The following is a 15,399-nucleotide window of genomic DNA, read 5'->3' as shown; positions in this document are numbered from 1 at the left end:
TTGTGATCTCAAGACTTTTGTTCTTTATTCTTGGAGTTGTAGTTGTTTTTTTATTAGCTTTTATTTGTAGCTCAGATAGAAAAGCTATCAAATACCGCTCTTTATTTATAATAATGACTGTGCAACTAGTGATGTGTGTGGTTCTACTAGAAACACGTTTTGGTGTTGTTATTATGAATGGTTTTGCTAATGTTTTTGATTTTTTGATTGATAAGTCTCAAGTTGGCGTAAGATTTGTTTTTGGTAATATTGATACTAATGAAAATAATGGTTTTGTTTTATTTTTAAATGTTTTGATGCCAATAGTCTTTATTTCTGCACTCATTGGTATCCTACAGTACCTTAAGATTCTACCTTTAGTTATTAGAAGTGTTGGATTTTTATTATCCAAGGTTAGTGGTATGGGTAAGTTAGAATCATTTAATGCTGTAAGTTCAATATCACTTGGGCAAGCAGAGAATTTTTTAGCATATAAAAATATTATTGGACATTTATCTCCGAATGTTTTGTATACAATGGCGGCTACGGCAATGTCAACAGTATCTTTGTCGATATTAGGATCATATATGACTATGATTGATGCAAAATATGTATGTGTGGCAATTATTATGAATATGCTAAGTACTTTTTTTGTACTACATATAATAAACCCCTATGATTATAAAAAAGAGTCTAGTTATGAAGAGTTAGAGGTTGATTATGATACAGACAGTAAAAGAGCTTTTTTTGTAGTATTAGGAGAATACATCCTCGATGGTTTTAAAATAGCTGTTGTAGTTGCGGCAATTTTAATTGGCTTTATGGCTCTAATAGCTACACTAAATTCAGTTTTTGAAAGTATATTAGGTATTTCATTTCAAAACTTATTAGGTTATTTGTTTTATCCATTTGCGTGGGTTCTACATATTCCTGCAAGTGAGCTTTTATTTGCTGGAAAAGTGATGGGTACAAAATTAGTATCAAATGAGTTTGTGGCGATGTTGATGGTTAAAGATAATATGGCTAATTTATCATTACATACTCAGGCGGTTATTTCTGTGTTTCTAGTGTCTTTTGCAAATTTTAGCTCAATTGGGATTGTGGTTGGTACAATATACTCGTTAAGTAAAAGGTCTGGGGAGATAGTGGGTGCTTTTGGTTTAAAAATGCTGTTTGGAGCCACCTTGGTTAGTTTTCTATCAGCAGTAATTGTAGGATTATTTATATAAAAAGATATGTCAAAATTTATAGTTATAGAAGGTCTTGATGGTGCTGGCAAAAGTACAGCTATTGGTTTTATTAAGAAATATTTAGATTCTAAATCTTTAGCAGCAGTATATACACGTGAACCAGGTGGTACTAAAGTGGCTGAAGAATTAAGAAGTATAGTTCTACATAATGATTATGATGAAGAGATTCATCCGGATAGTGAACTACTGATGATTTATGCAGGAAGAATACAGCATTATAGAAATCTTATAGCCCCAGCTCTAACTAAGGGAGTTAATGTTGTATCAGATAGGTTCTATTGGTCTAGCATGGCTTATCAAGGTGGTGGCCGAGAGCTTGGTTTTGATAAGTTAAATGCTCTAAATGAGACATTCTTAAAAGATTGTCAGCCTGATTTAACAATATATTTAGATATTGATCCTGCTGTTGGATTGGCTAGAGCAGGTAAAGTAGGTTCTCCTGATAGAATTGAGAAAGCAGGTTTAGCATTTTTTGATAGAACAAGAGCTGTTTTCAAGAGTTTAGTGACAAAAAATAACAATGCCTATGAAATTGATGCTTCTCAGTCTATAGATGCCATCGAAAAAGAAATCTACACCATTTTGGATAAATATTTTTAGTTTTAAATAAAAATATTTCTAGTAAAATCTTTGTTAGTTGATTTATATAAGAAGATAAAAATTATGAGTAATATTTTAAAAGAAATTGCTAAAAGAAGAACTTTTGCAATTATTTCTCACCCTGATGCGGGTAAGACAACAATTACTGAGAAGATGCTTTTGTTTGGAAATGCTATTAAAACAGCAGGAACAGTAAAAGCTAAAAAAAGTGGTGTGCATGCGACATCTGATTGGATGGAAATGGAAAAAGAAAGAGGGATATCTATCACAACCTCTGTAATGCAGTTTCCTTATAATAATAAAATTGTAAATCTACTTGACACTCCAGGACATGAGGATTTTTCCGAGGATACTTATCGTACATTAACGGCAGTAGATTCAGCATTGATGGTTGTTGATGCTGTTAAGGGTGTAGAAGATCGTACAATTAAGCTTATGAATGTTTGTCGTCTTAGGGATACACCTATTTTGACTTTTATGAATAAATTTGACCGAGATACAAGAGATCCATTAGAGCTTCTGGACGAGGTTGAAGACATTATGAAAATCAAGTGTGCTCCTATGAATTGGCCAATAGGCATGGGTAAATTCTTCAAAGGAGTTTATGATTTGTATGAAGATGAAGTTACTCTTTTTGAAGGAGGGCATGGTCATGAAATTCATCCTTATAAAAAAATTAAAGGTTTAGTTAATGCTAAAAATGAAATTGGTACAGAGCTATTTGATGACTTGGAGATGGAAATAGAACTAGTACGTGGAGCTAGTCACGAGTTTGATCAAGAAGCATTCTTAAAAGGAGAGCTAACACCTGTATATTTTGGAACAGCGTTATCTAACTTTGGTGTAAAAGAGATGATGGATGGTTTTACAGCTTATGCACCTGATCCGCAGCCACGCGAGACAAATGAAAGGCTTGTAAATACAGATGAAGGTAAGCTAACAGGCTTTGTGTTTAAAATACAGGCTAATATGGATGATAAGCATCGCGATAGAATTGCCTTTTTTAGGATATGTTCAGGTAAATATGAGAAAGGAATGAAAATTTATCATGAACGAACAGGCAAAATGATGCAAATATCAAAAGCTTTAACATTCATGGCAGGTGAGCGCGAGCAAGTTGAAGAGGGTTATGCTGGAGATATAATTGGTTTGCATAATCACGGTAGTATTCAGATAGGTGATAGTTTTACTCAAGGCGAGAAGCTTAAGTTTAAAGGTATTCCAAATTTTGCGCCAGAGATTTTTAAGAGAGTTAAGCTGAATGATCCACTCAAGATGAAGGCTTTACAAAAAGGACTGGTGCAACTATCGGAAGAGGGTGCAACTCAAGTCTTTAAGCCAGTGATTTCTAATGATCTTGTACTTGGAGCTGTTGGTATACTTCAGTTTGATGTGGTTGCTCAACGTCTTGCCTCAGAGTATAACGTTAAGTGTTCTTATGAAGGGGTCAATGTATCATTGGCTCGCTGGATTTTTTGTGATGATGAGAAAAAGCTTAATGATTTTAAGAAAAAATATGAGGCTAATCTATCATATGATGGTGCTGGCTATCTTACATATCTTGCGCCAACAGGAGTAAACTTGCACTTAGCGCAGGATAAAAATCCTGATATTATATTTAGTGCTACAAGAGAGCATTAAAATCATATACTTTTTAAGTAAAAAAAATATGCTATAATTTTCAAGTATTTGTTTATAAATTTATATTAGGGTGCTAGATGTTTAAGGGTATCAATAAGATTCTTGCCGCTGGATGTGCGTTGGTTATGGTAGCGCCTGCATTCGCGATGGAGATATATACAGTTAAGTCGAATGACTATTTGTATAAAATAGCAAAAAGCCATTCAGTGAGTGGTGTAAGTACTTCTGAATTAACTGATGCAATAAAAGGCATAAATAAATCTGAGATTCCAGGAATCGTTGATAATAGAATCAAAATTGGTGATAAACTTGCCATTCCTACTACTAAAGGTGAAGTTGAAGATGGTCTAACCTTGACAAGAAATCGGATGATTCAAGGTTCGTATAATCAGCCTTCTTCTAGTAATGATTCATCAAGTACACCTAAGCTTGGCGATCAAACAATGGTTTCAACAGATTCTGAATCTGATAGTTCATCATCCCCCAATGTATTAAGTGAGGATAAGATTCCAACCTTAATACCTGGAGAAGAAAATGCTCACGAAGCATATAAAAGTAATCTAGATAGCCAAATAAGTTCAGCAAATATTCAAGAAAATGAATCATATGAAGAAAGCTCATTTTCATTTTTAGGCTCACTATTTAAGTTTATTGTTTATATCGTAGTTTTAGCCGTGGCTGTTATTGTCGGTAGGAGATTTTGGGAAACAAGAAACTCGAAGAAAGAACAGGAGTTAGAAATAATCTCAAGAAAGAAAAGAGATCACCTAATGTCACGTATTTCTCCTGTTGTTTCGGGAAATGAGTTTTATAGTTCTCGAAAGTCTAATAGTGGCCCTCAAGAAGAGTTTGATTTTTTTGATAATGCTAATAAAGTTAATTCTAATAGCCAAAACAAGGCTAGTTCAGAAGACTTTGAGCATGAGCTAAATGAAGATATTTCTGAGAACAATGAATCTGCTGAAATAACTAATAATATATACTCTGAGAGAGATAATGTTGTAGTTAAAACAGAACGAGGAGTTGTATTTGAAACTAATACTGATGAAGCACTTTTAAATGCTGATGATGAATCTAAAATTCAAGAATTAGATTCTCAAGAGCAGGCCGAGCAGGAGCTTCAATATGTAAATGAGCTTGTTGAGCAATTTTTGGATAGTGAAAAGTATGTTGAAGCAAGTATTACTATTCAAGATTCATTAGAGAAGAATCCTAATAATATTGATTTACGTTATAAGCTTTTAGAAGTTTATGCTCAGGCAGGGGACGAAATTGCTTTTGAAGGAGAAGTTCACTTTATAAAGTCTAAAAACATTGTAAGCATGTTTGATCCTTTGCATCAAAAGATAGCAAAGCTTAGAGATAAATATTTTGAGTAGTCGATTTTTATAATAATTTTTCTAGAGTATAACTAAATGTTTTTTAAAAAGAAGAAAGAAGTTCAGTCATCACCTGAAATAGAAAGAGTTCACGAACAAGATAATAAAAAAGGACTATTTTCAAGGCTTCAGTCAGGTCTATCAAAGACAGCTAGTAAGTTTGGAAGTGGCTTAAGCACCATTCTTATGGGGCAAAAAGTAGTTGATGAAGAGCTGCTAGAAGATATTGAAATGCAACTTTTAACATCTGATGTTGGTGTTGAAGCTACTGACGAAATAGTTGAGTATTTACGTGGGAAAGTAGCAAGAAATGAGCTTCAGACGGCAGATAAGCTTAATGAAATTATTCAGGATAAACTGACAGAAATTATTTTGCCGTGTCAGCAACCATTGCAGATTAATCATGAAAATACTCCTTATGTAATACTTATTGTCGGTGTAAATGGTGTAGGTAAAACAACAACTATAGGTAAGCTTACCAAAAAACTACAGTCTGAAGGTAAATCAGTAATATTAGCAGCTGGAGATACTTTCCGTGCAGCAGCAGTTGAGCAGCTTCGAGAATGGGGTGATAGAAATAATACGCAAGTTGTCTATCAAAAAGAAGGAGCTGATAGCGCGTCAGTTATTTATGATGCTATAAGCTCTGCAAAATCTAGAGGTATCGATGTAGTAATAGCAGATACTGCAGGACGTTTGCATAATAAAGATAATCTGATGCAAGAACTAAAAAAAGTTGTTAAGGTAATTAAAAAAGTCGATGATTCTGCACCTCATGAAACAATGCTTGTTGTAGATGCTACAACTGGTGGTAATGCTCTTAGTCAAGCTGAGGCATTTAATGAGATTGTTAACCTAACAGGTATAACAATCACTAAACTTGATGGTACTGCAAAAGGTGGAATAGTCTTCTCAATTGCTAAGAAAATGGGACTACCACTTAGATTTATCGGTGTTGGTGAGAAGATTGACGATCTGCAAGTATTTAATGCAAAAAACTTCACAAGCGCATTGTTTAGCTCTAATTCACAACAGTAATAAGTTTAGTTATTGAAACTTCACATTAGTAGAATATTTTTTGTTAAAATATTGTCTATCTAGTTATATAAAATATTGATTCTAATGTCTAATAAAGACTTTCTTTCAGGGTTAAATCCCCAACAAAAAAAAGCGACCTTGCTAGAGGATCGTAATTCTTTGATACTTGCTGGAGCCGGTAGTGGCAAAACAAAAGTTTTAACTTCTCGTATAGCCTATCTTTGTCGTGATAAAGGAGTATCTGTTGAAAATATTCTAGCTGTAACATTTACAAACAAAGCCGCTAAAGAAATCCAGCATCGAGTTGAGAAAATGCTTGGTATTTCAACTTTTGGTATGTGGATAGGTACTTTTCACGGTATTGCTCATAGATTATTACGTAAGCATGCTCATGAGTTGGGCTTAGATAAGAACTTTAGGATTCTTGATCAAGATGAGCAAGCTCAATTAATCAAAAAAGTAATTAAGAGTTTGGATCTTGATGACAAAAAATATCCACCAAAATTATTGCAAAACTTTATTAATAAACAAAAAGATAAGGCTGTTCGTAGTAACAAATTAACAAAGCAGTATGATATTAATTATGCTCATATTTATACAGCTTATGAAGAGAGATTGCTGTTAGATAATGCTTTAGATTTTGCCGACTTACTTTTGTATTTATATGAATTGTTTTCTCTTAACCAACAGCTTAGAGAATACTATCAGAGTTTATTCAAGTATATTTTGATAGACGAGTTTCAGGATACTAACCAAGTCCAATATGTGTGGTTGAAGTTACTTGTTACAGATAATAACTACATGATGGCTGTTGGTGATGATGATCAGTCAATATATGGTTGGCGCGGAGCCGTTGTTGATAATATTCACAAATATGTCGCAGATCTAAATGATGTTGAAATCATAAAGTTAGAGCAAAATTATCGTTCAACGAAGAATATTCTTAAAGTAGCCAATTCTGTAATCAAAAATAATGATAATAGAATGTCAAAAGAACTATGGTCTGCTGCTGAAGATGGCGAAAAAGTTGAAGTATATTGTGCAGTTAATGAGCGGGATGAAGCGAAGTATATTATAGATAAAATTCGCCAGTTACATGATGTTGGAGTCGATTACTCTGATATAGCAATTTTATATCGCTCAAACTACTTGTCGCGTGTCCTTGAGGAGAGTTGTATTTATGCAAGTATACCTTATAGGATTTATGGAGGTTTTCGTTTCTTTGATCGAGCTGAAGTTAAGGATGCCCTAGCATATTTAAGATTAGCTGTTACAAGTAATGATAACTTAGCATTTGAGAGAATTATTAATACTCCAACACGAGGAATTGGCAACAAAACTTTAGATACAATTCGTAATTTCTCACAGATTAATAATGTGTCATATTGGCAAGCCACTATAGATATTATCCAGAAAGAAATTGTAACAAAAAGAACCGCATCTCTTCTGTTAAAGTTTATAGAAATTATAAATGCTATTTCATCACAAATAAAAGACTTAAGTCTAGATAAGCTTCTTGAAACTGTAATCAATGAAAGTGGTTTGTTGGCATCATATCAAGAAAAAGATACTGAAAAAGATCGTCAAAAAATTGATAACTTAAAAGAGTTAATAAGTGCAGCTAAAGATTTTGAACCGCAGATAGAGTTACTTGATGATAATACTGATATACTACAAGATTTTTTGTCTTTTGCAGTGCTAGAAGCTGGTGAGATGCAGGCTGATGAAAATACAGATAGTGTTCAGCTAATGACAATACATGCGTCAAAAGGTTTAGAATTTCGCTATGTTTTCTTAGTAGCAGCAGAAGAAGGGGTATTTCCTCCTAGCTCGATTATTAATGCTGAAGAGGCATATACTAGTTCAGAATCTAAAAAAATCCAAGAAAAGCTAGCTGAAGAGAGACGTTTATTTTATGTTGCTGTTACAAGAGCTATGAAGGCTCTAACCATTAGCTATGCTCAAGTGCGTAATATCTTTGGTAGAAGTAGTTTCCAAGTCAAATCACGCTTTCTGATGGAAATAGACTCTGAACATATTAATGAAGGTAAACTAACTGTAGGATCTCAAAATAAACCAAAGTTAAAGCAAAAATCAAATTTTGGTGTATCTCCTTTTGACTTTCTTAAGTCAAATGATACAAAAGGTAATAAGTTCAAAAAGGGAGATAAGGTGTTCCATAAAGTCTTTGGTAAGGGGATTTTTGTCAAAGCACAATCTCAAGGTTCAAAAGAGTTTTATACTGTGGACTTTGGTACAGATGTTGGTCAGAAAATACTGTTAGCAGATATTGCAAATCTAGTTAAGCTTTAATACTTTTGATCATGTTTCTCATGATAATAAATGCTAAAGTCAAAACAGTAATAAATGCGATCGTTATACTTGTACTTGCGTTTATATTAAAGTGATCACCACCATCAATCGCTAGTCCAGCACTGAGTTGTCCAATCTCTATTACTAATGTTATAAGCATATTTGTGATTGCAATCCCAACCGCAGCAAAACTTGGAGGGCATATCTTATTAAAGTAATACCACACTAAGACTTGTGATGCTGAAAAAGTGCCAAATAAGAACGCAATACTAATAGCATAATTCTTAAATAAATGAGCATTTACTAGTACGGATATTAGAATAATTCCAACTATTGAAATGGTTATGATTTTTTTGCCACTGAATTTGTTACACATATGTGTCATTATTGGTGAAAAAATAATCCAACCAATGAAAATCGCAGTTATCATGGTTGTTGAATATATACTGTCAAAACCGTAAGACTGCTTGAAATACAATACACCATATTGTGATGTTAAAATTACTGTTGGTGTATATAGAAGTCCTGCCCACATTGCGTTTTTCCAGATTAAACTATTTTTTATTAGCTGTTTACCTCGTTTTAGTATTTCACTAAATTTTGGCATAAGTGTCGAAGAATATCTTTCTTGTGGGATTATGATTTGAAAAAGCAGTGCTAGGGGCAGGGCTATAACCCCAGAATAGATAAAGATATTTATCCAAGAAGTATCATAGTGAGATATGATGACACTTATGTTTTGAGAAAATGCTGCAGCGAGTGTTCCGAGTGATATAACTAAACTTGTTATTATCGGGAAATATTTTGATTCAAAATTTTCTAAAGTAAGTTTTAGAACACCAATAAAAGCAAATGAAGATCCTAGTCCTACTAGTAATCTACCGAATAGTGCTAATTCGTAACCACCTGAGACAAAAATGATGTTACCAACTCCACAGAGTATAGTGGCACTGATAAGTACTTTCTTACTACCGTATCTATCAAGTAGTATTCCAGCAGGTATTTGCATTAGGAGGTATGTAATATTGTAACTAGATACTAAAAAAGAAAATCCAATATGTGTTGAAAGATTAAAGTGTTCAACTATTTGTTCTTGATAAGCACCTGTCAGTATTCTCAGAAAAAATTCATAGCAATAAAAACTAATTCCTACTACTAATACTAACGATAGTTTAAATTTTTGCATTACTAAATACCCAAAATGAATATTTCTTTAATTTATCTTTTCATTAGCTAAAAGTCTAATTAACTTTTTTTAACATGATCTAATTAGTATTAAATTATGATAATATTGGTTTTAAATATGGAGGTGTCAATTATGAAGAATGTAGTAGCTTTTTCTGTGTTATTTTTATGTTCTTTTTTTGCTTATTCTGATAATAAACTTGATCTAAAAACAGGTAAGTATTACATAACAGCAAATGATGCTTTTTATCGTCCAAGTACAGAGCGTGGAAATGAAGTGATAGATAGGGAAAATGCTTCTGATTTTTTGGTTAATGTTTCTGATAGTGCTATTGATATTACTGATAGCCTTACTTTTGATGCATATACTAGCTCTACTAACCTAATAGCTGAAGGATCTATGGGAGATCTCAAAGATACAAAGTTTTATACCCAGGAAACAAAGTTAGTTAAAAAATTGTGGAATGATAAGTTTGAGCTCTATGGTGGTACTGTGTTAGGAGCTAATCCATATCAGTTAAATAATGTTAATTCTGCATATGATACAGGGTCTCGTATAGCAGCGTTTGCTAGTGGAAGAACAGGCGCTAAGTATAATCTATCAGATAACTTTGGGCTTCTCTTGGAAGGGCAGTATAACTTAACTGGTGAAATGGCAGATAATACAGATATGTTTACAGGATTCGATGGAGCACAATATAAAGGCTCAAGGATGTTGAAAACAGGATTTGAATGGAATTTCTAAACTAGTTTTTAATGCTATCTAGATAGAGTAGCTAGTTTGGGCTCAAGAGAGATTATTTTATTTACATGTAGAGGGTTTTCTAGCATAATTTTTTAAATACTAAATCTCTATATTTCAAACTATGCAAAAAATTACCAGAGTTGGATTTACGATATGGTTTATATGTGCATTTTTTTATGCACTTGAATTCATAATACGAGCTTCAGGAAATTCACTTTATAATGACTTTTCTACAGCACCATATAACCTAACGCCAGAGCAAATTAGTGTTTTAAGCTCAGCATTTTATTGGGCGTATGTTGCTTCACAACTTCCAGCAGGTATTTTATTAGATAAGTTTGGTGTCAAAAGAATCATGGCAGTCAGCACCTTGATATTTTCTATAGGGGTTTTTATCGCAACTAGAGCGACATCTCCAGAATATCTTATTTTATATAGAGTATTAGCAGGTATTGGTGGAGGATTTGCTTTCTTATCTGCACTAAAAGCGATAGCTATATGGCTTCCTAAAAGAACTTTCCCTTTATTCACAGGGGCGACTCAGATGCTCATGTATGGCGCGGGAACTCTGACTGGATTGCCACTAGTTATTTTGGCCAATAATTTTAGTATCCAAGTTATAATGTCTGGAATTCTTATTGTCTCAGTAGTGTTATTTTTAAGTGTATTGTTTTTTATACCGTTTAAGGAGCCGCATAACCAGACAGATACAGATGAGTTGGCTGATACTCATACAAAGATTGAAGATATTCCAATAGTTTTTAAAATTAAACAAATATTATTAAATGGTTTTTTCTGTTTTACAATTTATGGAACTACAGCTATATTTGCTGATTTGTGGAGCTATAGGTTCTTAAGTTTGGATGGATATCCTGAGCACTATGCTGGTTTAGCATCATCTATGATATTTATTGGGATTGCAATTTTTAGTCCTTTATGGGGAGTTGTAGCAACGTTGTTAAACAAGCAAAAAGCCTTACTTACATGGGCTTCAATTTTTGGTTTGTTTATCGTTGTGGCTGTTGTATATCTACATGTTAATCCAATAATTATGTGTATATTGTGCGTGCTATGGGGTGGGATGCAAGCAGCTCACGTGCTTAATTTTACAATTTTGCGCCAACACATCAGTCCAATGTATATAGCTACTGGTATCGCGGCAGTCAATTTATTTATACCTTTAAGTGGTGCTGTGCTTCAGCCATTTGTTGGATATATGGTTTCATCTTTGGAGAATTATGGTTTTGCGCAACTAGAGGCGTTTAAATATTCATTATTCATTTTACCAGTATTAATGTTTTTATCTGTGTTGCTGTCTCTTTTTATTAAAGAGAAAAAAGCATAAAATATTTATTTAGAAATTTGTAGTTTTTTTACTTATGGAGTTTTTTATGTCAAAAGAATTTATATTAGCAGTAGACCAGGGGACCACTAGTTCTCGTGCTATTATCTTTGATAAGCAAGGTAATATTAAAAAGATAGCGCAAAAAGAATTTACTCAAATTTACCCAAAGAATGGTTGGGTAGAGCATGACCCTATGGAAATTTGGGCATCGCAAAGTAGTATTGTTAGAGAAGCTTTAGAGTATGCTAGAGTTTCTCCGCGAGATATAGCTGCAATAGGTATTACTAACCAAAGGGAAACCACAGTAGTTTGGGATAAGAATACAGGCCAGCCAGTTTATAATGCTATAGTTTGGCAGTGCCGAAGAACATCGCATATCTGCGATGAAATCAATAAAGATAAAGAATTTACTAATTATATTCGTAAAAATACAGGTCTTGTGGTCGACGCATATTTCTCCGGTACAAAAGTTAAGTGGATACTTGATAACGTGGATGGTGCTAGGGAGAAGGCAGAAAAAGGAGATTTACTTTTTGGAACAATCGATACTTGGTTAATCTGGAATTTAACTAAAGGTGAAGTTCACGCTACTGACTTTTCAAATGCTTCAAGAACAATGTTGTTCAATATCAATACACTTGAATGGGACAAAAAAATTCTAGAGTATTTAGATATTCCTGTATCAATGCTACCAGAGGTTAGATCTTCAAGTGGCGATTTTGGGCACACTCATCCAAGTACTTTGGGCGGCGCTAGAATTCCAATAGCTGGTGTGGCAGGTGACCAGCAGTCAGCTTTATTTGGTCATTGCTGTTTTGAGGAAGGTATGGCGAAAAACACTTATGGTACAGGGTGCTTTGCTTTAATGAATGTTGGTGATAAACCTGTGTTTTCTGATGCAGGGCTCCTTACGACTATTGCTTGGGCTGAGAATGGTAAGCCAACTTATGCTCTTGAAGGTAGTGTATTTATCGCGGGAGCAGTTATTCAATGGATTCGTGATGGTCTAGGTCTTGTACGCTCTGCTGAAGATAGTGAGTACTATGCTACAAAAATTGATTCAACGGATGGTGTTTATTTGGTGCCAGCTTTTGTTGGTCTCGGCACACCATACTGGGATATGTATGCTCGAGGGACTATTGTTGGTATTACTCGTGATACTAGGCGTGAGCATATCATAAGGGCAGCACTTGAGGCTATAGCTTACCAGGCAAAAGATGTTTTGGATTGTATGAAAGAAGGTACGGGTCTTGATTTAGCAGGGCTTCGAGTAGATGGTGGAGCGGTTCAAAATAATTTTCTAATGCAGTTCCAATCAGATATACTACAATCAAAGATTTCCAAGCCTAAAATTAATGAGATTACGGGTTTGGGGGCTGTGTTCTTAGCGGGTCTATCTGTAGGTTTTTGGAAAGATAAAGAAGAATTGAAATCTATTCTCACAACAGAGAAGACTTTTGAGCCACAAAAAGACCCTCAAACAGTGGCCCATGATTATAAGGGTTGGAAAAAAGCAGTAGATAGAAGTAAGGCTTGGGCTGAGTAATATTAGCAAATTTTGTGGTTGCTCTGTAAGAGTGGCGATTTTTTAGATATAAAGATTTGAAAAAAATAAATGAAAAACGAATACGACATAATAGTTATAGGTGGTGGTGCAACTGGGTTTGGTTGTGCTGTAGAGGCGGTTTCTAGAGGCTACAAAACTTTGCTTTTAGAAGCCTATGATTTTGGTAAAGGAACATCTTCAAAGTCGACTAAGCTGATACATGGTGGCCTGAGATACCTTGAGAATTTTGATTTTGCTTTGGTGAAAGAGGGGCTTGAGGAAAGATACTCATTCTTACATAACGCACCACACTTGACTCATAAGCAGTCTTATCTTATTCCAACTCGCAGTTATTTTGAGACTATTAAATATACAATTGGTGTGAAGCTATATGAGTTTTTGTCGGGTAAGTATAAAATTGGCAAAAGCTATAATCTAAATAAACAGCAAACATTGGCAGAGCTACCAAATATTGATGATTCGAAATTGCTGAAAAGTTTAGTTTATTATGATGGTCAGTTTGATGATACTAGATTACTGATCTCATTGATGAAGACTTTTGAAGCAAAAGGTGGTACAGCCCTTAACTATCATAAGGTTGAGAAGGTTTTTAGCTCTACAAATTCAAAATTAGATACTGTAAAAGTGGTTGATACCCTGTCAGGCGAGCAAAAAGAATTTACAGCTAAGCATATAGTGAATGCTACAGGGACATTTACAGATAAGACTATAGATATTGCAAATCAGCAAGACTCTCATAAATATGTATCAGTTGCTCAAGGTACACATATTGTTTTTGATAGAGAGAAATTCCCAACAGAGCATGCAATTTTAATTCCAGAAACAGAAGATGGTCGAGTGTTATTTATATTGCCTTGGCATAATCATTTAATCGTTGGTACTACAGATATCAAAAAAGAAGCTCCAAGTATTGAGCCAAGAGCTGAGAAGTCTGAGATTGATTTTATCCTAGAGACATTTAACCAGTATGCTAAAACTAAAGCTACAGTAGCAGATATCAAGTCTGTCTATTGTGGCCAAAGACCATTGGTGTCGCCAAAGAATGCTAAAAATACAGCAAAAATTTCGCGTAAGCATGAGGTTATAGAGTCAAAAAATGGCTTAATCACAGTTGTTGGTGGTAAGTGGACAATCTTTAGAAGGATGGGGCAGGATGTTATAGATTTTATCGAGACTAAAAAAATTGCTCAAAAGACTTCCAAGACTTCTAATGAGTTACTTGTTGACGCTATTGAACCAAAAGATGCTTATCCACTAAAGGTTTATGGTAAAAATGCTGAAGATATTAAATCAATCCAGACAGAGCTTGATAATTTTGAGTTGTTACATGATGATTTACCATATTATCAGGCAGAGGTTGTTTATCATGTTAGAGCTGAGAAGGCTCAAACTGTTGAGGATGTTTTAGCTCGCCGAACTAGAGCAGCCTTTTTAGATATTAAGGCTAGTATCGATGCAGCCCCAGTTGTTGCTAAACTTATGGCAAAAGAGTTGGATAAAGATGAAGCTTGGCAAAATCAGCAAATTGATAGCTTTATGGAATTTTCTAAGAACTTTAATGTTGATGAGTTGTATAATTAAGGGTTATTTATGTTAGAAGCGTGCATAGCTGAATTTATCGGCACAATGATTTTGATACTGCTGGGAAATGGTGTGGTTGCCGGAGTTGTTTTAAAAGGCACTAAGTCAGAGAATGGTGGTTGGATTGTTATCACATTCGCTTGGGGTTTGGCGGTGTTTTTGGGCGTGTTGGTTGCTGGCCCTATTAGTGGAGCTCACTTAAATCCTGCTGTTACATTAGCACTTGCTATTGCCGGTAAGTTCTCATGGGGGTGGGTTGTACCATTTGTTATTTCACAGATATTAGGTGCTATGGTTGGTCAGCTTCTAGTGTGGACTATGTATTATCCACACTACTCAGCTACTGATAATACTGACTTGAAATTAGCTACTCATTGTACATCACCAGCTATTAAGCATTTACCCTCAAACTTTGCTAGTGAGGTTATTGGTACTTTTGTACTTATTTTTGCAATTTTAACAATGCATGGTGTGGTTGCTCATGCTGGTGAGGCTAGTGTGACTACGGCTTATCCGATAGATATGGGAGCTTTAGGGGGAATTCCTGTAGCCTTTGTAGTTATTGCAATTGGTTTGTCACTTGGTGGTACAACTGGTTATGCTATAAATCCTGCTAGGGATTTTGGACCTAGATTGTTTCATGCTATCATGCCAATACAGGGCAAGGGCTCTTCACAGTGGAGTTATGCGTGGGTACCAATAGTTGGCCCGGTGCTGGGAAGTGTCATTGCTACAGGTTTATACTTATTTCTGAGAACAAAAGGAGTTTTCTAATA

The 15,399-nt window shown here is 34.5% G+C and carries 12 protein-coding genes; 11 read left to right on the top strand and 1 reads right to left on the bottom strand.

Annotated elements, in window-relative coordinates; genetic code table 11:
* Window positions 1-2: 2 nt before the first annotated feature.
* From FQ699_RS01770 to FQ699_RS01745, 6 genes are all read left to right on the top strand, one after another.
* Window positions 3-1,208, top strand: a complete 1,206-nt coding sequence (locus FQ699_RS01770; protein WP_146420864.1) for a NupC/NupG family nucleoside CNT transporter — start codon at window positions 3-5, stop codon at window positions 1,206-1,208.
* Window positions 1,209-1,214: 6 nt separating this feature from the next.
* Window positions 1,215-1,829 carry a dTMP kinase gene (tmk, locus tag FQ699_RS01765; RefSeq protein ID WP_146420863.1) on the top strand — a complete coding sequence of 205 codons (615 nt, stop codon included), beginning with the start codon at window positions 1,215-1,217 and terminating at the stop codon, window positions 1,827-1,829.
* 63 nt (window positions 1,830-1,892) lie between these two features.
* Entirely contained in the window at window positions 1,893-3,470 is a 1,578-nt protein-coding gene (locus FQ699_RS01760) for a peptide chain release factor 3 (RefSeq protein ID WP_146420862.1), read from the top strand.
* A 77-nt stretch (window positions 3,471-3,547) separates the two neighbouring features.
* A complete protein-coding gene (locus FQ699_RS01755) occupies window positions 3,548-4,849 on the top strand; it encodes a LysM peptidoglycan-binding domain-containing protein (RefSeq protein ID WP_146420861.1) in 1,302 nt (433 codons plus the stop codon).
* A 36-nt stretch (window positions 4,850-4,885) separates the two neighbouring features.
* Window positions 4,886-5,887 carry a signal recognition particle-docking protein FtsY gene (gene ftsY / locus FQ699_RS01750; RefSeq protein WP_146420860.1) on the top strand — a complete coding sequence of 334 codons (1,002 nt, stop codon included), beginning with the start codon at window positions 4,886-4,888 and terminating at the stop codon, window positions 5,885-5,887.
* An 84-nt stretch (window positions 5,888-5,971) separates the two neighbouring features.
* Window positions 5,972-8,200 carry a UvrD-helicase domain-containing protein gene (locus tag FQ699_RS01745; RefSeq protein ID WP_146420859.1) on the top strand — a complete coding sequence of 743 codons (2,229 nt, stop codon included), beginning with the start codon at window positions 5,972-5,974 and terminating at the stop codon, window positions 8,198-8,200.
* Here the strand turns inward: FQ699_RS01745 and FQ699_RS01740 are convergent.
* Window positions 8,190-9,386, bottom strand: coding sequence for an MFS transporter (locus FQ699_RS01740; RefSeq protein WP_146420858.1), 1,197 nt, complete (start codon window positions 9,384-9,386; stop codon window positions 8,190-8,192). The two genes, FQ699_RS01745 and FQ699_RS01740, sit on opposite strands and share 11 nt — an antisense overlap.
* Before the next feature lie 132 nt (window positions 9,387-9,518).
* On the opposite strand from FQ699_RS01740, the gene FQ699_RS01735 reads away from it, so the two are divergent.
* The 5 genes from FQ699_RS01735 (at window position 9,519) to FQ699_RS01715 (ending at window position 15,397) form a co-directional block, all read left to right on the top strand.
* Entirely contained in the window at window positions 9,519-10,130 is a 612-nt protein-coding gene (locus FQ699_RS01735) for a hypothetical protein (RefSeq protein WP_013922398.1), read from the top strand.
* A gap of 121 nt (window positions 10,131-10,251) precedes the next feature.
* A complete protein-coding gene (locus tag FQ699_RS01730) occupies window positions 10,252-11,475 on the top strand; it encodes an MFS transporter (protein ID WP_146420857.1) in 1,224 nt (407 codons plus the stop codon).
* 46 nt (window positions 11,476-11,521) lie between these two features.
* Window positions 11,522-13,021, top strand: coding sequence for a glycerol kinase GlpK (gene glpK / locus FQ699_RS01725; protein ID WP_146420856.1), 1,500 nt, complete (start codon window positions 11,522-11,524; stop codon window positions 13,019-13,021).
* A gap of 69 nt (window positions 13,022-13,090) precedes the next feature.
* Window positions 13,091-14,623, top strand: a complete 1,533-nt coding sequence (locus FQ699_RS01720; protein ID WP_146420855.1) for a glycerol-3-phosphate dehydrogenase/oxidase — start codon at window positions 13,091-13,093, stop codon at window positions 14,621-14,623.
* Window positions 14,624-14,632: 9 nt separating this feature from the next.
* Window positions 14,633-15,397: an MIP/aquaporin family protein gene (locus FQ699_RS01715; RefSeq protein ID WP_146420854.1), complete on the top strand. Its 765-nt coding sequence runs from the start codon at window positions 14,633-14,635 to the stop codon at window positions 15,395-15,397.
* The last annotated feature ends 2 nt before the right edge of the window (window positions 15,398-15,399 follow it).

The sequence above is a fragment of the Francisella salimarina genome, from assembly GCF_007923265.1.
Classification (GTDB): Bacteria; Pseudomonadota; Gammaproteobacteria; order Francisellales; family Francisellaceae; genus Francisella; species Francisella salimarina.
Note: the sequence above shows the minus strand (reverse complement) of the source record. Positions and strands in the feature narration are given on the sequence as shown.

Coding starts and splice junctions, on each gene's coding strand:
- tmk (WP_146420863.1), top strand. CDS start 1,215: ATGTCAAAATTTATAGTTATAGAAGGTCTTGATGGTGCTGGCAAAAGT.
- FQ699_RS01760 (WP_146420862.1), top strand. CDS start 1,893: ATGAGTAATATTTTAAAAGAAATTGCTAAAAGAAGAACTTTTGCAATT.
- FQ699_RS01755 (WP_146420861.1), top strand. CDS start 3,548: ATGTTTAAGGGTATCAATAAGATTCTTGCCGCTGGATGTGCGTTGGTT.
- ftsY (WP_146420860.1), top strand. CDS start 4,886: ATGTTTTTTAAAAAGAAGAAAGAAGTTCAGTCATCACCTGAAATAGAA.
- FQ699_RS01745 (WP_146420859.1), top strand. CDS start 5,972: ATGTCTAATAAAGACTTTCTTTCAGGGTTAAATCCCCAACAAAAAAAA.
- FQ699_RS01740 (WP_146420858.1), bottom strand. CDS start 9,386: ATGCAAAAATTTAAACTATCGTTAGTATTAGTAGTAGGAATTAGTTTT.
- FQ699_RS01735 (WP_013922398.1), top strand. CDS start 9,519: ATGAAGAATGTAGTAGCTTTTTCTGTGTTATTTTTATGTTCTTTTTTT.
- FQ699_RS01730 (WP_146420857.1), top strand. CDS start 10,252: ATGCAAAAAATTACCAGAGTTGGATTTACGATATGGTTTATATGTGCA.
- glpK (WP_146420856.1), top strand. CDS start 11,522: ATGTCAAAAGAATTTATATTAGCAGTAGACCAGGGGACCACTAGTTCT.
- FQ699_RS01720 (WP_146420855.1), top strand. CDS start 13,091: ATGAAAAACGAATACGACATAATAGTTATAGGTGGTGGTGCAACTGGG.
- FQ699_RS01715 (WP_146420854.1), top strand. CDS start 14,633: ATGTTAGAAGCGTGCATAGCTGAATTTATCGGCACAATGATTTTGATA.